15 protein-coding genes and 1 other RNA gene are annotated in these 18,676 nt (G+C 47.0%); 4 read left to right on the forward strand and 12 right to left on the reverse strand.

What is annotated here, in order from left to right:
• From QP339_RS00645 to QP339_RS00660, 4 genes are all read left to right on the forward strand, one after another.
• Window positions 1-1,611: a phage resistance protein gene (locus tag QP339_RS00645; RefSeq protein ID WP_284909982.1), complete on the forward strand. Its 1,611-nt coding sequence runs from the start codon at window positions 1-3 to the stop codon at window positions 1,609-1,611.
• A 287-nt stretch (window positions 1,612-1,898) separates the two neighbouring features.
• Entirely contained in the window at window positions 1,899-2,717 is an 819-nt protein-coding gene (locus QP339_RS00650) for a bifunctional DNA primase/polymerase (protein WP_284909983.1), read from the forward strand.
• A 55-nt stretch (window positions 2,718-2,772) separates the two neighbouring features.
• Window positions 2,773-3,189, forward strand: a complete 417-nt coding sequence (locus QP339_RS00655; protein WP_284909984.1) for a DUF722 domain-containing protein — start codon at window positions 2,773-2,775, stop codon at window positions 3,187-3,189.
• A gap of 45 nt (window positions 3,190-3,234) precedes the next feature.
• A complete protein-coding gene (locus QP339_RS00660) occupies window positions 3,235-4,170 on the forward strand; it encodes a hypothetical protein (RefSeq protein ID WP_284909985.1) in 936 nt (311 codons plus the stop codon).
• 1,335 nt (window positions 4,171-5,505) lie between these two features.
• On the opposite strand, the gene ssrA is transcribed toward QP339_RS00660, so the two are convergent.
• The 12 genes from ssrA to argF form a co-directional block, all read right to left on the reverse strand.
• Window positions 5,506-5,870: a transfer-messenger RNA gene (ssrA, locus tag QP339_RS00665) on the reverse strand.
• Window positions 5,871-6,024: 154 nt separating this feature from the next.
• Window positions 6,025-6,717, reverse strand: coding sequence for a histidine phosphatase family protein (locus QP339_RS00670; protein ID WP_070619692.1), 693 nt, complete (start codon window positions 6,715-6,717; stop codon window positions 6,025-6,027).
• A gap of 19 nt (window positions 6,718-6,736) precedes the next feature.
• Window positions 6,737-8,728, reverse strand: coding sequence for a fructose-1,6-bisphosphatase (locus tag QP339_RS00675; protein WP_284909986.1), 1,992 nt, complete (start codon window positions 8,726-8,728; stop codon window positions 6,737-6,739).
• A gap of 283 nt (window positions 8,729-9,011) precedes the next feature.
• Window positions 9,012-9,476 carry an SsrA-binding protein SmpB gene (gene smpB, locus QP339_RS00680; RefSeq protein ID WP_284909987.1) on the reverse strand — a complete coding sequence of 155 codons (465 nt, stop codon included), beginning with the start codon at window positions 9,474-9,476 and terminating at the stop codon, window positions 9,012-9,014.
• Window positions 9,477-9,488: 12 nt separating this feature from the next.
• A complete protein-coding gene (rnr, locus tag QP339_RS00685; RefSeq protein ID WP_284909988.1) occupies window positions 9,489-11,864 on the reverse strand; it encodes a ribonuclease R in 2,376 nt (791 codons plus the stop codon).
• A complete protein-coding gene (locus tag QP339_RS00690; protein WP_284909989.1) occupies window positions 11,861-12,625 on the reverse strand; it encodes an alpha/beta hydrolase in 765 nt (254 codons plus the stop codon). Before QP339_RS00690 ends, rnr begins: the two co-directional genes overlap by 4 nt.
• Before the next feature lie 232 nt (window positions 12,626-12,857).
• A complete protein-coding gene (gene secG, locus QP339_RS00695) occupies window positions 12,858-13,085 on the reverse strand; it encodes a preprotein translocase subunit SecG (RefSeq protein WP_284909990.1) in 228 nt (75 codons plus the stop codon).
• 109 nt (window positions 13,086-13,194) lie between these two features.
• Window positions 13,195-14,397, reverse strand: coding sequence for an aspartate aminotransferase family protein (locus QP339_RS00700; RefSeq protein ID WP_284909991.1), 1,203 nt, complete (start codon window positions 14,395-14,397; stop codon window positions 13,195-13,197).
• Between the two features lie 13 nt (window positions 14,398-14,410).
• On the reverse strand, window positions 14,411-15,598 hold the full coding sequence (gene argJ, locus QP339_RS00705; protein WP_284909992.1) for a bifunctional glutamate N-acetyltransferase/amino-acid acetyltransferase ArgJ: 1,188 nt from the start codon (window positions 15,596-15,598) through the stop codon (window positions 14,411-14,413).
• Window positions 15,599-15,608: 10 nt separating this feature from the next.
• The gene (argB, locus tag QP339_RS00710; RefSeq protein ID WP_284909994.1) at window positions 15,609-16,484 is read right to left on the reverse strand and encodes an acetylglutamate kinase; all 876 of its coding nucleotides are present in this window, start codon (window positions 16,482-16,484) and stop codon (window positions 15,609-15,611) included.
• 12 nt (window positions 16,485-16,496) lie between these two features.
• The gene (argC, locus tag QP339_RS00715; RefSeq protein ID WP_284909996.1) at window positions 16,497-17,534 is read right to left on the reverse strand and encodes an N-acetyl-gamma-glutamyl-phosphate reductase; all 1,038 of its coding nucleotides are present in this window, start codon (window positions 17,532-17,534) and stop codon (window positions 16,497-16,499) included.
• Window positions 17,527-18,540 carry an ornithine carbamoyltransferase gene (gene argF / locus QP339_RS00720; protein ID WP_284909997.1) on the reverse strand — a complete coding sequence of 338 codons (1,014 nt, stop codon included), beginning with the start codon at window positions 18,538-18,540 and terminating at the stop codon, window positions 17,527-17,529. Before argF ends, argC begins: the two co-directional genes overlap by 8 nt.
• Between the last annotated feature and the right edge of the window lie 136 nt (window positions 18,541-18,676).

An 18,676-nucleotide genomic window follows, 5' to 3' on the forward strand; every position in this document is an offset into this window, starting at 1 on the left:
TTGAGAGCAAAAGAATTGCATGAACGTCTATTTCAGATAAAAGAAAAGCTAGACTTAGTAAAAAGCACTAATCTAGCTAGAATTAAGGACATTTTAAATCAGATTTATTTTGCTGATATTGAGAGCAAAAGCCAATCTATAGAGAATGTCGGGAACGTATACCATGAGGCAAAAGGCTTTGAACACGGTAAATACTTCAATTCCCTACCCCTTAATTATATCATACGGGCGGGAAAAACGGGGCTTTACTATGGCCGAATAACAACAGAAAAGCAAAAAAATGGCCAAGAAAACGAAGTGCATAAACCAGCTAAGGGATTTAATGCCTATGCTATGTTTATCGCAGATTTATGTTCTGAAAAAATTATCTACAGCCACGAATTAGAAAGCTTCTTGTTACTAAGCGAACCCCATTCATATATTCAACTAACAGATGGCCAGTTTAAAAATCATTATTGCGTTAATAAGAATCAAGTGATAGATGATTTCTTACAAGTCTTTGAAGAACTGTTTAACGATCACTTTGAAGAAAAGCACGGCTATAAAGTAATGCCCTATGTGATAGCTGGCAATGGTTGGATTTATGATGTAAAAGCCTTAAAGTTGGACGAATACCAGCTACAAAGCAACGAACTTGTAGCCAGTTATTTCCCTGGTGTAAATTTGGAAGACTTACAGACATCACGGGCTAAAAAATATCTTGAGTTTATGAACGACAAGCCTGAATGTTTACATAACATGAGCCTTCTCTTTGCATACGTGATGTATCGTAAGATGGACATAGTGCCAGCCGAAAAGATTTTTCTAATCAAAGACCAAGGCGGAACAGGTAAAGGCTTATTCATGCATGCCTTAGAAGCAGTCTTTGAAGTTACGCCAGTTGATTCAGATTCCTTGCTATATGGTTCGAGTATTGAAAAGCAAAATGCCTTAATGCGCTTCTTAGGGGCTGAAGTGGCTCATCTCAACGAAACAGGACGAATCACCTCTAAGCAATGGCCTAGCCTTAGACGAATTGGGACAGGCGAAGTATTAACGGGGCGCTATATTGGTGCGAATCAAATTTCATTCAAGAGTGAAGCGGTGCTTATCCTAGATACCAATGAAAAAATTGAGGTCACAGAACTGAAAGCAAACTTGCGCCGAATGGTCAACATTGCCCCAAGGGATAGACAGCAGGAGACCCCTAAAGAGACCGAGCAGGCGTTTAAACCATGGTGGAATTGGATTGCCCCTAAAAAGAAGCCTAACCAGAAAGCAGGGGTTAGCTTCCTGATTGCCAGTTTAGATTACTTGAAGGAACAAGGCGGACAATTCAATTTCAAGTCTTACACGTTCGCTAATGTAAATAAAGCAAGCGAGTTCACGGACACCCAAGAAATATTATTGCGAGTGATTGGCAAACAAGGATTCATATTGGCAGGAGAGGAACAGCTACAGGATTCTATACAAGCGGATTACATAAGTTTGAGATACAAGCAAGCTAAAGAAGACATAAAAGACATTGGAGTTGCAATTAATCAATCTAAATGGATAGATGGCCAGAGCCATAAAGTCCATGCCATAGGTAATGAAGAATTATTTCAAAGAATGTATGAGTTATTAGATTAAAAAGCTAACCTATAATCACCCTGACTAACTCAAGTATCACCCTAAGAATATTGATATAACAACAACTAACCCTTATCACTCTTAATTAATATTTTATTTATTATTCACTATATTTTATATAGACATGTTTGCTATTTATGCTTATATATATTTTATATAGTGAGGGTGATAAGGGTTATGGGTGAGGAAAAGGCTAGAAACGTTGATATGACAACAATATCCATCCTAACCTTAGAAAAAACAAGAGTTATTAAGGGTGAGTAAATGGCAAAATAAGGAGGCAATGCATGATGAACGGCTATGATTGTGCCCTAGATTATTTGAACAGAGGCCTTCAGGTTATCCCCATGAAGGATAAGGCCCCAATGTTAAGCTTTAGGAATATTCCAATTACTGAAGGATTCATTAACTATTACGCCAGTAGGTATAAGAAAGCGCAGGCCTTAGCGGTCTTGTGCCGTGGTGTATGGTGCGTAGATTTCGACACCCCGAAGAAAGCGGGAGAAAAGCACGGCTTAGAATCGATTAAAGCAATCCCCTACTATGATGAGTTTGTGGCTAATGCTGGCAATACCTGGCAACAGAATACGCCCAGCGGTGGCATTCATGTAATTTTTAGGAAAAACGAAGGCATTGACTACCGACAGCATCTAGGCTATTTGGAGCGTGTAGACATTAAGGCGCAGGACAACACCTATTTCATGTTAGATGGTTCTGTAACGTCTGACGGACGCTATACATCTAATAAAGTGCCCCCTGTTCGCTATCATGGTGAGTTTGAAAAGCGTATCTTTAGCGGTAGTGGGACATACCAACAGCAGACTATGAGAAAGTATTCAGCTAAGAATGTCTTGAAGAATTACGACTTTAGCCACATACCAAGCAGACGGACGGGAGACGGTAAGGGCAAACAAGCCTATGAGCGTATTATTAACGGTACCAGCACCACAAGGAACGATGACTTGTTCAAGGCGGTAAGCTATGCCAAGACCTGTAACCAGCCTATAGAACCGCTTAAATGTGTAATTGGAACTGTTCATGCTGGTGATGAGTTTACCCCCGAAGAGTTTGAGGCGACAGCAAACAGCGCTATGAGAAGCGAATAATTGTCGCCCTTCTCTTGAACGTTAGGCAGGACAGAACATAGAAAAGAGGTTATTCATGCGACCACTAAGCAGAATCGAAAAGCAATGGCTAGAAGAGTGCATTCTAAATTATAAAAACTATGACCGAGAGATTAATTTAAGAAAATTGGAGCTATTGGAGAAGCGGGAGAACCTAACACCAGAGATACAGCGCCAGGCTGGCATCACGAACCACAATGAGCAGGATATGGTGAAGCTACTGGACGACCCGTACATTCAACAGCAAGAACGCTTTAAGAAGGCAGTGACCGAAACAGCGGAAGCCTTGCCCAGTGAGCCAGCTCATCTAATGCACTTGAGATTTAAGGAGCGACCTTATGAAGACACTTGGGAAGTGTTCACGGAAGACCTGTATTGTTCCAAGCATAAAATCTACAAGATGAGAGATGAGATTTTGCAATGCTATGCCAAGCATATTAACTATTTGCGGTAATGGTGGAAAATGGTGGATAAAAAAGAATGCTGAGGAGGTAAAACGATGTACGAAGCAATAGAACAGCCAGTTCCATTTGACTATGAATTAGTTGACCAAGAGACCAGGCACATCTTAAAGGGCCTTAGTAACCAACTAGACGGAATCTATCAGAACTATTCAATTGAAGTTGGCGCAGTGCTTTACAAGGCCCAGCAAGAACTGGCTGATTATGACGGAGGCGTATTTATTAAATGGATTGAAAGCAAGAACTTTTCTAAGTCGAATGTCTATAACTATATCAACGCTTATAAGCTTTTCCAAAATTTGGAAAACCCCCTTGAAAGAGATGTCTTCTTAGATGCCCCTAAATCAGTTCAAAATGAGATGGCCAAGCCTTCAGCCATAGGCGATGTTAATCAAGCAGTATTTGACGGAGACATTACCACTCACAAAGAATACAAAGCGCTGGAGAAACGTTATAAAGAAGAAATTGCAGAGAAGGACAAGCAAATAGATGGGCTGAATCAAACAATTGACGAGATGAACGAACAAGAGCCAGAAGTCATCACGAAGGAAGTTGTACCCCCTAACTATGACCAGATGGAGCAGGAAAACAAAAGATTGAATGCGCAGGTTTATCGATTAAATCAACAAATAGAAAAAGCTAATGCGGAACTTCAAAAATACGAAGAGGACAGCGCCACGGCTGAGGCCCTAAGAAAAGATATAGATACCTTGCGCAAAGATAAAGCGAAAGCTAAAAAATTTATAGATTCAGCCGAAGAATTATTTGAAATGGAAGAAAGATTTCATGAATTCTTTGACAAAGAAATGGCCCCAAGAAGGTATAAGCCCATCATTAATAATTTGGGAAACAGTAGCGCCCCAGACAGAATAAGAGACTTGGTTAGTTTAGCAATGGCTTGGGCTGACGATATGAATAAGATGCTTCCCCAGGCAGATAGAAAAATAATTGACGGAGAAATTATAAACGATTAAGCCCGTGATGCATTCTAAGCCTGAGAAATATTATCAACAACTAAATTTAAATAGGTCAGTGGACATTCTAGGGGATAAGGTTTCAGTGCATGCCAAACGCCTGTAATAGACCGCTAGAAGGCTTTAAAAGCAAATGCTAAGGCCAGTCTTACTAAGAGAGAGAAACAGCAAACTCTTAGCAAGGCTGGCATTTATCCATATAGACATATCGGACACCTTAAAAAGTATGTGCAGAATCGTTAATCAAGTGATGCAGTTATTCAGAGCGTTAGACCACGGCAGACAGTAGGCAGGAGGATTGTTAATAAGGGTTAGATTAGGGTGAGGTAGTGGCACTTTCTGAGGTACCGTTTCGGTATATCAGATAATTTAATTTGCTTATTGGGCTAGCGTCTGTAGTGCCAACCCCACCCCAACAACCTCATAAAACCTCAATGGGGAGTCGTAAGCGCCGACCCCCTTTTATTCTGTTCAGTGGACTTGCAGAGTGTCCAGAACCTACAAAAACATACACTAAAAGGCCTAGGCTTGAGTGGTGCCAGCTACCTGTTAAAACCTGTTATCTAGCCGAATGTATGGGCCAGAAGTGATGTCAAGGTTTTATCAAGGTTGGGCAGTTTCCCCAGGAAGTGCAGAGAGGGCTTTTTCCTTATGATTTCTTGGTAATTAAAAGGCGCTTTAATTCTATGTGTATGAGGGGCTTCCGTACCGTGGACAGCCTTTTAACCAAGCAGAATAATTTGTTCGTTCAGAATCTGAACAATCGTCCTCTTGTACATGTGGAGCTAGCTCAATGCCGACAAATTGTTAGAAAAAGATAGTATTCTCCCCCTTGTGTATGTAGGGCCTACAGCTTCAGAGCTAAAAAGCGAGTCGACTCGCCAATTCTCCCTTGTGCATGTGGGCCTACCTCTTTTCTAAAGTCGTGTTTTGCGATGATTCTCCCCATATGCATGTAGGGTTATCGTAGATAAAGAAGTTAAGGGAAAGAACGAATTGTTCACCCCTTGTGTATGTGGGGCTACCTCGATGAGGTCGCAAATCGCTACCCCATCTCTTATTCATCCCTTGTGCATGTGGGGCACCCCCTAAGCATCATTAAAAAAGGCAAAAGAAAAAGCCACGGCTGAACCGTAGCTTCATATCTGTTAGAGGAGTAAATACAGTCCCTCCTCATCTCTTGCGGGGTTATATTTGTGATTAATTCTTCCTCAATCTCTATAGTAATCTCTATAGTACCGTACTATAGAGATTGGTTTACAAAGATTTTCAATTTCTCTAAGAAGCTTGTTATATCAACGTTTGAGAGCTATTTTTAAAGCATTCAAACCCCTCCAATGGAGATGAGGGGAGTCGAACCCCTGTCCAGACATTCCGATTATATGACGTTTACACTCATAGTCATAAGATTCAATTTAGCGCCCCAGGGGTCTTATGACGAACCGATCTGGTTAGCGAACCTGGTCAGTCTCTTCTCTAACTTCCAGGTGGAAAGTTAGAGCGTATCCCACTTCAATAGGACCCGGAACTAATACATGGGCGATACTAGGCGGATCTTAGCATGCTGCTAGGCAGCGAATGCTAAAGTTTGATTTTCTTGTTTGTCAGTTATATTTAAACTGTTTGACGTTTTTACGAAGGCGTCGCTTCGGAATGTAGTCATACATCGGGGCATGCCTGTCGAATTCCGGAACATCCCCGAATATGATGCAAAGATAATTATAACAAATACTAAGGCTCAGTGCAAGTCTCATACCCTGTCGAGCCCAAAGCAGGCCCTCCTTTTGTAAGAGAGCCTGCTTTTATTTTTTGAAGTTTTTACTTAGACCAGTCACCAGGGCAGATCGCAGCGACTTAATCTTCAGTGAGGTCCGCAAAATGCTTGGTCTGGTTGTAAGCTTCCAGATGGTAGAAACCATCCTGGTAGCGGAGGATGCTGACACTGGCATTGTCTAACATCTGGTCGATCTCAAAATCGGGAATGAGTTCATGGATCATATTGCGGATGGTAATGCCGTGAGAAACAATGAGGATATTTTGGTCGGTTTCCCGGTGCTTGGTAATGACATCGATCAAGCCCAATTCCACCCGCAGCCAGAAGGTCATAAAGTCCTCGGCATCATGGCTAGGGTCCAATTCATGGAAGGCGTCCATTTCAACTTTAACTGCATCGGGAGAAGTCAAACCTTCATAGCCCCGGCTCAAGTCTTGGTGGACATGCCGACTCACGCCGTCCCAGATCTCCTTAGCATCCAGGCCTTCGAAGCTGCCAAAGAACTGTTCGCGGAATTCGGGGCGCTTTTGAATTTCTAGGCCCTGGCCCTGCTTATTCTGATCCAAGACTAATTCAGCTGTCTTAACCGTCCGCTGCAGGTCACTGGTATAAACAGCGGAAAATTCAATCTCCGCTAGGCCCCGTCCACTGCGCATGGCGTCCCGGATCCCCTGATCCGTTAAGGGGGCATCACACCAACCCTGCATGCGGTTGTACTTGTTCAAATAAGTTTGGCCGTGGCGCATAAAGTAAATGCTGACACCTTTGGACATCGCTTCAATCTCTCCCTTATTAATTGTTAACTTCCTTCTCTGCTATCTTACCAGAACGGAAGGCGCAAAGTAAATCTTTAAGGTCTTGGACATTGGTTTTTAATGCTTGGCCGACATCCGTCTGCCCCACTGTCTTACGTTCCAACTCCTTATCGACCACGCGCCGGGTGGAAATAATATCTGTTCCGTTCATGACCACGTCTTCGACTCCCTTGAAAGCTTGGTGGCAGACCAATTGCATACCAAAGGAGTTAAAGAGCAGGGTGTAACCCGCAAGTCCCGTTGTGGATTGGTAGGCCTTGGAGAAGCCCCCATCAATGACCAGGAGCTTTCCATTAGCCTTGATAGGATCTTCACCCTTGATTTCCTTGACGGGGGTATGCCCATTGATCACATGGCCACATTCCACGGGCAGGTCGAATTCTTCGAGGATGGTATCCACACACGCTTCCTCTTCACGCCAGCTGTAGTAGGTATTTTTATATTCTTCATGGGTGTCCTTGTCCTTGACATAGTAGCGTTCAAAAGTGCGCATCTGCTTCTTGCCAAAGAGCGAAGAGGCTTCGCCCTGCCAGAGATACCAACAATAGTCCAGGTAGGGATTCTTGCTTTCATCAGCCTGGCGGAAGCTATACATCAGGCGCAACTGCTTATCGAACTTATCCATAAGTGTGCGTCCCCCATAAGACTTGCCATCGATTTCCAGCTCCTTAAAGGAATGGTCTTCATTAAAAGGAATGCAACCGTGGAAGAGCAAGTTATCGTTATAGCACTTGTAGATCCCCCCCTTGCGATATAGGAAGGCAATATGCTTATGGAGACGGTCGCAATTGAGAAAGGCTTCCTGGAGACGGTCCATAATCATCTCTTCATCTTCCGTCAGCCGGTAGGGGTCTTCGGGATCGACAGTGGGGAAATGGGTATTAAGCAAGCGGTGCCAGTTCCCGTCGACGAAGACCTGCCCCTTGTCAAAATCAATCTTATCTAAGAGCAAGCGGTTGTCACAGTTAAATTCAGGATGACGCTTAATAATGGCCGCTTCCAACTTGAACTGGATAATGGCCATGGCTTGTTGCATCTTGGCAATCTGGACGATTTCAGCTGGGAAGTGGTCAATATCTGGGTCTAATTTAGGCATAAAAATCCCTAAGTCATCATCCGAATAGGTTGCGTCCACAAAGGAAACCAATTGGCGAAGCGAAATCCCGTAAGCGTCCTCAATAATATTCAAGTTATCATAGCGGGCGCAGATGCGGATGACATTGGCAATCAGGACCCGGGACCCACTGGCGGCCCCCATCCAGATCACATCGTGGTTCCCCCACTGGATGTCTAAAGATTTTTTCTCCATCAAGAGGTCAATAATCTTGTCTGGGCTGTCGCCCCGGTCGTAGATGTCCCCAAGAATATGGAGATGGTCCACGACTAATTCACGGATTAACTCCGACAAACGTACCACTAAGAGGTCAGCCTCATTCAATTCAATGATATTCTCTACAATATTATGGTAATAGTATTCCTTATTGGTCACAACGGAATCCTTAAAAATCAGCTCTTCCATAATATAGGCCATATCCTTGGCCATAGCCTTGCGCACCTTAGACCGGGTGTACTTAGACACCACGAACTGGGCTAATTTGACCAAACGGGAAATAATCGTATAGTAGAAATCAACCACTTCCCGCTCGCTAGTGAATTGAGGGAGGAGGTGGGCCAACATCTCTTCAGGATAATAAATAATCGTCGCCAATTCATTACGCTGTTCCTGGCTGAGCAAGGAACCAAAAACTTCAGAAATCTTTTCTTTAATATTCCCTGAGCCGTTACGTAAGACATGGTTGAAGGCATTGAATTCCCCATGGAGGTCGCTCATGAAATGTTCCGTGCCCTTGGGTAGCTCCATAATGGCTTCCAAGTTGATGATTTCAGTTGTTGCCGCAGCCTGGTTAGGAAATTTTTGGGCCAGTAATTGCAAGTAACGGTCATGTGTATAGGAGGCTTTTGTATCCATACGCTTAATCCCTTCAAACATATTTGTAAGAAAACACTTACATCTTCTATTCATTATAGCATGCTTTTTGTTTTCTGCTAGAAAATATTCTTTAGCGAATTGTATTAGCCAGCATCCGCTCCACTTTTTGAATCGGTATAAAGTTTTTTATTGGTCGTCAAGCTAATATTAAGGATTAGAGGACATAAAATCGCCTTTCCAAAAAGAAAAGCCGGGCTCGGCCCAGCTTGAAAATATATTTCGAAATGGTAGTCCGGCAGATATGCCCTTTCTGGATAAAAGTCTAGCGCACCTTGAGGGCCCGTTGGATGTCACGCTTCATATCGCGTTCCTTGAGGCTCTGGCGTTTGTCGTAGCGTTTTTTCCCTTTGGCTGTGCCGATAAGGACCTTAGCAAAGCCCCGCTTGATATACATTTTGAGGGCGACTAAGGTGTAGCCGTCTCTTTCCGTCGCCTTTTCTAACTTGGCGATTTCCCGCTTCTTCAAGAGCAGTTTGCGCCGGCGCATGGGGTCGGGGTTGTAACGGTTGCCCTGCTCATAGGGGCTGATATGGCATTGGTAGAGCCAGACCTCCCCTCGTTCGATCCGGGCAAAGGCATCCTTTAGGTTAACCTTGGACTGGCGGACGGACTTAATCTCCGTCCCCGTCAGGACAATGCCGCATTCAATAGTATCTTCAATGGTGAAATCGTGGTTGGCCTTGCGATTTCGGGCCACCACATGACTGTTATCTTTTTCTTTAGCCATTTGATAGCTCCTTTACTTGTGACGTTTACGAATCTTAAAGTCTCCCTGGCCTTTGTGCTTATGCTGGGAAGACTTTTTGCCTTTCTTGCCTTTTCCATGTTTCTTCTTAGGATGGCCCTTCTTATCCTTCCTAGGGGACTTGAAGTCTTTAGGCTTGGCCTTGTGGTGCTTACCCTTACCTTTCTTCTTAGGCTTAGACTGGCCAGCTTGCTGGTCTTTATCTTGCTTGGACTCAGCCTCTTCTTCCAGCAAGCGGAAGTCCAATTGCCGGGAGTCCACGTCCGCATTGATCAGTTTCACTTCAATCGGATCGCCAATCTTGAAGGTCCGTCCCGTCCGTTCACCGATCAGGACCAAGTGACTTTCAATAAAGTTATAGTAGTCATCTTTGAGGCTGGAGACATGGATCATGCCCTCAATGGTATTCTCCAATTGGACAAAGAGGCCAAAGTTTGTAACCGAACTGATAATGGCTGGGAAGGTCTCGCCCACCTTGTCCAACATAAATTCGGTCTTCTTCAGGCTATCCACTTCCCGCTCAGCATCGACACTGCGCCGTTCCCGCTTGGAAGATTGCTCGGCAATATCACCCAAATTTTTCTGGGTCGACGTATTGCTTTCATGGTTAGCATACTGGCGGATAAGCCGGTGGACAATCAAGTCTGGATAGCGGCGAATAGGCGAGGTGAAGTGGGTATAGTCTTCCGCTGCTAGGCCAAAGTGACCCAGGGCTTCGGTATCATAGTGGGCCTGCTGCATAGACCGGAGCATCATCATCTTAACGACGGGCTCATAGGATTCGCCCTCGATCTTCTTGAGGATCTGCTGCAATTCCTTGGGCTTGATGTCTGAAGAAGTCCCCTTGACCTTAACCCCCATGGCTGTCACGAATTGGAGGAAGTTCTGCATCCGGTCCATATCGGGATGTTCATGGACCCGGTAGATAAAGTCTTTCTTAGCAAGGGTGTAGTGTCTAGCAACCGTCTCATTGGCGGCCAGCATGAAGGATTCGATCATCCGCTCACCCAAACCACGCTCACGGAGCTGGATATCCACTGGGAAGCCTGTCTCGTCCGCAATGATCTTGGCTTCCGATGTGTCAAAATCAATGGCGCCCCGGTGCTTACGCTTGGCCTCTAGGATATGGTGGAGGTCTGCCATCCCTTCTAACATGGGCACAATATCTTGATATTGCCCACGCAAGTCTTGGTCCTGACCCGAGAGGATGGCATTGACATCAGAATAGGTCATGCGGTGGTCGGATTGAATGACACTCGGCCCAATCTGATAGTCCGTCACTTGACCCGTCTTAGACAGGGTCATCAAGCAGGACATGGCCAGGCGGTCCACCCCTTCTTGGAGGGAACAGATCCCATTCGACAAGCGTTGGGGCAGCATGGGAACCACCCGGTCAGTTAGATAGACAGAGGTCCCCCGGTCGAAGGCTTCCTGGTCGATCGCAGAGTTTTCCTTAACATAGTAGGAAACGTCCGCAATATGAACCCCCAGCTCATAGCCACCATCCGCTAAAGTCTTCAGGGAAATGGCATCGTCCAGATCCTTGGCATCGGCCCCATCGATGGTGATGGTGAGCTGGTCCCTCAAGTCCATCCGTCCCTTTAGATCTTCGGAGCTGATGGTTTCGGAGACAGCCTCAGCTTCCGCCATGACCTCTTCTGGGAATTCATGGGGAATGTCAAACATAGCAAGAACCGCCAGAATATCGGTTCCCGGTGCATCCTTATGCCCCACCGTTTCCTTAACTAGAACTCGGCAGGTCATCGCCAGTTTGGCTGTTGGATAAGCGACAATTTCTGCCCGGACAATCTCCCCTTCAACAGGCTTGAGGCCTTGGTCCGTCACCAGACAGGTCATTTGCCCTAAAGAATGGTTGAGCGGCTTGATATAACCGATAGCTTGGTATTTCTTCTGGTCGTCATCGGAGAAGGGATAGAATTCCCCAACGACTTGTTGGTTGGACCGCTCCAAGACCTGGTTAATCTTACCCTCGGCCGACTTATCTTCCCATTCCTTGGCTTCCTGGGTGATCTCAACTTGGACCGTATCCCCGTTCATCCCCCCATTGAGGTCCTTGGCAGGGATAAAAATATCGCGTTCCATATTCTCCACACTCACAAAGCCGAAGCCCTTCTTGTTCACTGAGAGCCGGCCAGTCAGCTGGTCATAGTCCTGGCTGAGACCTAAAGTCCCGTCTTCAAGAATCACAATCTCGTGCTGGCGCTCCAATTCCGCTACCAGGTTGACAAAGTCTGTAAAGTCCTTTGCCGCATCATAGCCTAAAAGCTTGCTGTAAGCCGAAGCAGTCTGCCCCTGGTCACTAGCCTTTATGGCTTGTAAAAGTTCGTCTTTTACTTGTTCTTTATTCATGCCTTATCTTTCCAATCTAGTCCTTCTAAGAAATCAAGGACATCGTCTTCTAAATGTTTATGGTTACTGCCAACGGTGAGGACATGCCCCGCATCTGGATAAGAAACGAAGTCAACCGTCTTACCCAGGTCTTCCATATAGGTTTTGAGCTGGCTTCCAGCCGTCCCGTCGATTAATTCATCCTGTTCGCCCTGGGCGATAAAGAAAGGCTTGTCCAAAGTCCCAAGGTCCTGGCAAATCTGAGCGTTCATCTGATCGATATCTGCTAGGCGCTGGTCTAACTTAGGCCGGAGTGCTTGGAGCCCAGCACCAATCTCTTCTTGGCTATATCCAAGCTGCTTCCATAACTTCTTCGCATAGGTCATGAAGGCTTGGGGTACTTGACTTTTGCTGATCGAATCGAGCATCAAGGGGGAGCTAAAGACGCCGCCGCCCAAAAGTTCATAGTCATCCAACAGCAAGCGGCTGGCAATACTGCTTCCTAGGGACAGGCCGAAGACAGCAATCTCTTCGTAGCCGTCTGCACGCAGTTGAGCCAATGCTTGCCGGCCATCTTCAACCCATTGACTGGCCGGTGTTTCAACGAGCGGCAATACCTCAGTGGTCGCATGCCCCGTAAAGTTAGGCCCCATCACCGTATAATTCTCCCGGTTGAGTCGGCGACCGAGCATCCGTTGGTCATTAGCCGTCCCAGTATAAGCGTGCAGTAAGAGAACCGCACGGGGACCGGCTTTAAAATAGAATGGTCCAGGTAATTTCACAATACCCCTCCTCAAGATCTTTCACTTACTTTCATTTTACCGAAGACTGCCTAGGGAAAACAACCCATAGCCTTCAGGAAAAAAGAATGCTTCTATATTTTTAATTTAATTGCAATTATCGATGAATGTTTGTAAAGCATCGAGACGAGGTCTTATCTAAATTCTAATATGGAACACACGCGAGGATTCCAATGCAAAAGAAAAACCAGGCTGAACCTGGCTCTTGTCAATCTTATGATGAAATTTTAGCAATTAATAATGCAATTACCATAAAAACAAAACCAAGTACAACGGTAAAACGGTTCATGGCCGCTTCAAAACCGCGGGCCTTTTTACGTTTACCGACAGAGGTATCAGAACTCGTTAGATTGCTCGGATTATTCTTTGATGGTTGCACAATAACGACTAATATTAATAGAATCGCAATGACAATCATTGCTGTTAGTAAAATATCGTACAATACATCCCCTCATCTCATAAATAAAATTATACAATCTATATTCTACCATAACTTGGTCTAGCAAACAATGCTTTCTAGTCAGATCTAGCGGCCTAGTCAGACAAAAAAATTAAGCAGGCTGGAGCTCCCCTAAGACTTGAGCAAAAATGGCCAAAGCCCGGTCGCAGTCTACCTGAGAAACATTCAAGGAGGGCAGGAAGCGGACCACATTGCCTTTAGCACTCACTAAGAGGAGTCCCGCTTCATAGCAGGCCTGGCAAAGATCTGTGACTGGCAAGCTGAGCTCAACGCCTAGCAGGAGTCCCTGGCCCCGGACATCAGCAATCCCACCGACTTCTTGACGAATACTATTTAGGCCTTCCTGTAATTGCTTAGACCGTTCCTGGACATTAGCCAAAAGGTGGTCCTGGTCTAAAACATCGAGGACGGTGTTGGCTAAGGCGCAGGCTAAAGGATTCCCCCCAAAGGTGCTCCCATGGTCGCCTGTTTGGACACTGGCTTGGATCTTTTCTCCCGCCAGCAAGGCGCCAATCGGAAAACCGCCCGCTAGTCCCTTGGCCAAGGTCAGCATATCCGCCTGCAAGCCATAGCCTTGACTGGCTAAGAAATGACCGGTCCGTCCGACCCCTGTCTGTACTTCATCAATAATGAGCAGAAGGTCAGCTTCCGCTTGGAGGTCCTTTAGGGTCTGGGCATAAGCTTGAGTCATCGGATGGACCCCACCCTCCCCTTGGATCACTTCTACAATGATGGCACAGGTCTCCTTGGTCACCGCTTGATTGAGGGCCTGGCAATCATTATAGGGAACATAGGAGAAACCTTCGAGCATGGGTGCAAAAGGCGCCTGCAAGCTCGCCTGACCGGTTGCTGCAAGCGAGCCCATGGTCCGGCCGTGGAAGGATTGCTGGCAGCTAATGATTTGGATAGCAGCTTCGCCCTTATGCTGACGGCCCCACTTGCGAGCTAACTTGATCGCCGCTTCATTAGCTTCGGTCCCCGAATTACAGAAGAAGGCCTGGCCCAAGCCCGTCTTTTCCGCGAGCTTTTCTGCAAGTTCGATGGCGGGCGTGTTCCAATAATAATTAGAGAAGTGCATGCCGAGTTGACCTTGGTCAGCCATGGTCTGAACGAGAGCGGGATGGCCGTGACCTAGGGCGTTAACCGCAATGCCGGACATAAAGTCTAGGTAGGCCTTGCCATCCGCATCAAAGAGATAGGACCCTTCCCCTTTCACCATAACCCGGTCCCCCCGGTTAAATAAATTCAATAAGACATCTTGGCCGCGTTGGCTCCATTCTGCTTGACTCGTCATCCAACCATCCTTTCTAGCTGCGGTATTCCGCATTAATCTTAATGTAATCGTGAGAGAAGTCACAGGTCCAAACCCTGGCCTGGGCCTGGCCTAAACCAAGACTTAAGTGGATCTGGATGTCTTCTTCATGGAGGATCTGCCCAGCCAGGTCTTCATCCATGCCTTGCGCCTGCCCAGCTTGGTAAGGGGTGATCCTCCCCCCTGCTGATTCAAAAGAAATGATCAGGCGGTCCGGATCGATGGGCAGACCATCTGCATAGCCAGCTGCGGCTAAGACTCGACCCCAATTAGCATCTTCGCCGTAGAGGGCTGTCTTAACCAAATTAGATGTTGCTACCGACTTGGCCACAGACACGGCTTGGTCCTCGGCTTGGGCACCTTCAACGGCTACCGTGACAAACTTGGTCGCCCCTTCCCCATCGCGTACAATCATCTGGGCCAAGTCGCGCATAACCACTTCTAAGTCTTGGGCGAATTGGTCGACGTCAGTCGGACCTGCCTGACCAGTAGCGGCTAAGAAAGCCGAATCATTGGTCGATGTGTCCCCGTCCACCGTAATCCGGTTGAAAGTCGTCTGGGTCACTTGGTGGAGGACCTTGCCGAGCTGGGCCTGGCTAAGATCAGCATCCGTTGCGATAAAGGCCAGCATGGTGCCCATATTGGGGTGGATCATCCCCGAGCCCTTAGCCACCCCTGCAATCCGATAATGATCGAACTGATAGGCCACTTGCTTGGTACAGGTATCCGTCGTCAGAATAGCCTGGGCAAAATCATCGGAAGAAGCCGCCCCGAGTTGACCACATAGACTGTCGCAAGCAGAGACCAAGGGACTCACATCAAAGGCTTCCCCAATTACCCCTGTTGAAGCCATCAGAAACTCATCTTCTCCAATCTTTAAGCTCTCACACAAGCAGGCCTGGCAAGCTTTTAAGGCTTCCCAGCCAGCCGAACCATTGCAGGCATTGGCATTGCCGCTATTGACCGCGATTAGCTTGAAGCGATTCGATCTTTCCAATTGGTCCTGGCAAAAATGAACCGGATGGGCTTGGACAGGATTTTGAGTGAAGACGCCCGCTACTTCCGCCCCATCAGGGAAGTAAATCAGCCCCATATCTTTCTTCTTATATTTAAAACCGAGATGGACCCCACAAGTTTCCAAGCCGGGAATACTGGCGAGTCCCTGGTCTAATACATCTCTCATAGCGCTCCTCCTATTCAATCATGGTGCCAATACCAGCATCAAAAAACAATTCTTCTAATAAGGCATGGGGTTCACTCCCAGAGATCAGGTGGACTCGGTCGACCCCAGCATGGATAGCTGCAAGGGCAGCCTCAATCTTAGGCAACATACCTCCAGTGAGAATGCCTTCCTCCTTAAGCTGAAGAAACTCGTCAACGCTCAGGGTCGAAATTAAGCTCTCGGGATCTTCGGGGTCGCGGTAAACGCCCTTGACATCCGTTAAGAGCACCAGCTTAACAGCTCCTAGGGCTTGGGCTAGCTGGCTGGCCACTGTGTCTGCATTGATGTTGTAGACCTGGCCGTCCTTGCCCACCCCAACAGAGGAAATGACCGGCACATAGCCTGCTTGGATAACTTCTGAGACCAGGTCGGCATTAATCCCTTGCACCTGGCCGACATAGCCCAGGTCAAGAGCTTCCCCCTCATCATTAGTTAGGGCAAGGGGACTGGCTTGAATCAGCTTGGCATCCTTGCCCGATAAACCGAGAGCACGTCCGCCCATCTGGTTAATCCGTTTGACCACGTCGCCATTCACTTGGCCATCGAGGACCATTTCCACCACTTCCAAGGTCTCCTTGTCCGTTATCCGGAGCCCCTGTTCAAAACGTGACTGGATCCCCATTCGCTCCAGAATCTTGCCAATGAAAGGCCCACCCCCGTGGACCACTACCGGCAGGATCCCCACCGCCTGCATGAGGACGATATCCTGGGCAAAGGCTAGCTTGGCCTCCTCATCGACCATGGCATGGCCACCAAATTTAATGAGAACAATTTTTTGGTGGAATTGGTGAACATAAGGCAGGGCCTCAAGTAAGACCAGCACTCTTGCATCACATTCTTTTGTCATAACTCTCCTCCTTTAGGGCCAAACCGTCAGCTGGTCCAAGCCCAAGTTGGCAGGCCAATTGAATAGTAGGTTCATATTCTGAACCGCCTGGCCACTGGCGCCCTTCATCAAATTATCGATCACTGAGAAAATAATTAAGTGACCCGTGTCCGCATCAGCCGCCAGACCAATCTGACAGCGGTTGGTCCCCCGCACTTGCTTGACTTGAGGCAGGCTCCCTAAAGACAAGACTTGGACAAAATCTGAGCCCTGGTAGGCGGCTTGGTAGTGCTGGTGGATGGCTGTCAAATCCTCAGTACCTGTCAATTTAGTATAAATAGTGGATTGGATGCCCCGGGCAATGGAGAGCAAGTGGGGCACAAATTGAACTTTAACTGCTTCTTTAGCGAAACGACCCAGTTCGGCTTCCATTTCCGGAACATGGCGGTGGGTCAAGGGCTTATAAGCCTTAAAGTTTTCCGTCATTTCCGCGTAGAGATTATCTAGGGATTCATTCCGTCCCGCCCCAGAAATGCCCGAGGCGGAAGAGATCATAATTTCTTGAGGGTCAACCAAGCCGGCTTTTAGAGCGGGATAGAGCCCCAGCAAGACAGAAGTCACAAAGCAGCCTGGATTAGCAACGAGTTGGGCTTTTTGAATGGCCTCAGGATAAATATCTGCTAAGCCATAAACAGCCTGGTCTAAGAAGTCGCCTCCTGGTGCTGTTTGCCCATAGTAGGCTTCATAAGTCGCCGGGTCTTTCAAACGAAAGTCAGCGCCCAGGTCGATAATCCGGGTCTTTTCAAGGTCAACTTCTCTCACAATAGCCTTGGCATGACCATGAGGCAGGCAGATAAAGGCGAGGTCAGAAGCTTGGAGCTTGGCCAGGTCTAAGTTTTCAAAGGCTAAATCCCCCAGCTCCACTAATTGGGGAAAGGCCTGGCCGATGACCTGCCCAGCATAGCTTCTAGACGTCACATGGAAGAGGTCAACTTGGGGGTGCTTGGCTAAGAGGCGTAAGAGCTCAAGACCCGTATAACCATTGCCTCCGATTACCGCAACCTTAATCATGGTAACCCCCTCCCTTCTCTAAGTTAGGCACAAAGAGGTGGCCGTTGGTAGCCGCCATGATGGATTTAATCGAATGCATCCGGTTCTCAGCCTGTTGGAACTGGTAGGCGGCTGGACTCTTGAAGACCTCATCCGTAACCTCTAATTCGGATACGCCCTTGTCCTTAGCGAAATCGGTCTGATCATCGTGGAAGGCAGGTAAGCAGTGGAGGAAGATGCAGGTGGGCTCTGTCAGGTCCATCAAGTCTTGGTTGACCTGGTAGGCTTGAAGGTCAGCCAAGCGTTGGTCAGCCTCCGCTTCATCCCCCATTGAGATCCAAACATCAGTATAGATGACATGGGCTCCTTGGACAGCTTGCTTGATATCAGCCGTCACGTCAATCTTAGCCCCTGATACTTTGGCCCGGTCTTGGACTTCAGCTAAGATGGCAGGCTCCGGCTGGTACCCTTCTGGTGCAGCCACGGTTACATCCACCCCAAGAATAGCGCCAGCCATCAAGAGACTATTGGCCATATTATTGGCCCCATCACCACAGTAAACTAACTTAATCCCTTGGAGCGTGCCAAAGACTTCCTTGATGGTCATATAATCGGCGAGCATCTGGGTAGGATGGGAGACATCGCTCAAACCATTCCAAACCGGTGCCGGTGACGCCTCAGCCAAAGCTTCCACAATTTCCTGGCTAAAGCCCCGATATTCAATCCCATCGAAGATCCGTCCGAGAACTTGTCCCGTATCAGCTACTGATTCCTTCTTACCAAGCTGGATATCCTTAGCTCCCAAGAATTCAACCGTAGCTCCCAAGTCAGCCCCTGCTACCGTAAAAGCAGCCCGGGTCCGCGTTGAGCTTTTCTCAAACAAGAGACAAATATTCTGCCCCTCCATGTACTTATGGGGAATACCTGCTTGCTTCAGCCCCTTCAAGTGAATTGCAAAATCAATTAAATAGGTTAACTCTTCTTTTGTAAAATCTTTAATCTTTAAAAAATCTTTTCCTTGTAACATCTTGTGTCCTCCTTAAGCTTCACGCTTGCTTTCAAATAAAAAAACACCACCCCTGTCCTAGGACAGTAGAGGCGGTGTGACCACGGTACCACTCTACTGGCAGCTTTAAGTAAAACTACCCAGAAGCCCAGCCAAG

Source organism: Aerococcus sp. UMB7834 (assembly GCF_030215145.1).
Lineage (GTDB): Bacteria > Bacillota > Bacilli > Lactobacillales > Aerococcaceae > Aerococcus.

Excerpts from the sequence above, each read along its gene's own strand:
- QP339_RS00650 (WP_284909983.1), top strand. The coding sequence starts at position 1,899 with ATGATGAACGGCTATGATTGTGCCCTAGATTATTTGAACAGAGGCCTT.
- QP339_RS00655 (WP_284909984.1), top strand. The coding sequence starts at position 2,773 with ATGCGACCACTAAGCAGAATCGAAAAGCAATGGCTAGAAGAGTGCATT.
- QP339_RS00660 (WP_284909985.1), top strand. The coding sequence starts at position 3,235 with ATGTACGAAGCAATAGAACAGCCAGTTCCATTTGACTATGAATTAGTT.
- QP339_RS00670 (WP_070619692.1), bottom strand. The coding sequence starts at position 6,717 with ATGTCCAAAGGTGTCAGCATTTACTTTATGCGCCACGGCCAAACTTAT.
- QP339_RS00675 (WP_284909986.1), bottom strand. The coding sequence starts at position 8,728 with ATGGATACAAAAGCCTCCTATACACATGACCGTTACTTGCAATTACTG.
- smpB (WP_284909987.1), bottom strand. The coding sequence starts at position 9,476 with ATGGCTAAAGAAAAAGATAACAGTCATGTGGTGGCCCGAAATCGCAAG.
- rnr (WP_284909988.1), bottom strand. The coding sequence starts at position 11,864 with ATGAATAAAGAACAAGTAAAAGACGAACTTTTACAAGCCATAAAGGCT.
- QP339_RS00700 (WP_284909991.1), bottom strand. The coding sequence starts at position 14,397 with ATGACGAGTCAAGCAGAATGGAGCCAACGCGGCCAAGATGTCTTATTG.
- argJ (WP_284909992.1), bottom strand. The coding sequence starts at position 15,598 with ATGAGAGATGTATTAGACCAGGGACTCGCCAGTATTCCCGGCTTGGAA.
- argB (WP_284909994.1), bottom strand. The coding sequence starts at position 16,484 with ATGACAAAAGAATGTGATGCAAGAGTGCTGGTCTTACTTGAGGCCCTG.
- argC (WP_284909996.1), bottom strand. The coding sequence starts at position 17,534 with ATGATTAAGGTTGCGGTAATCGGAGGCAATGGTTATACGGGTCTTGAG.
- argF (WP_284909997.1), bottom strand. The coding sequence starts at position 18,540 with ATGTTACAAGGAAAAGATTTTTTAAAGATTAAAGATTTTACAAAAGAA.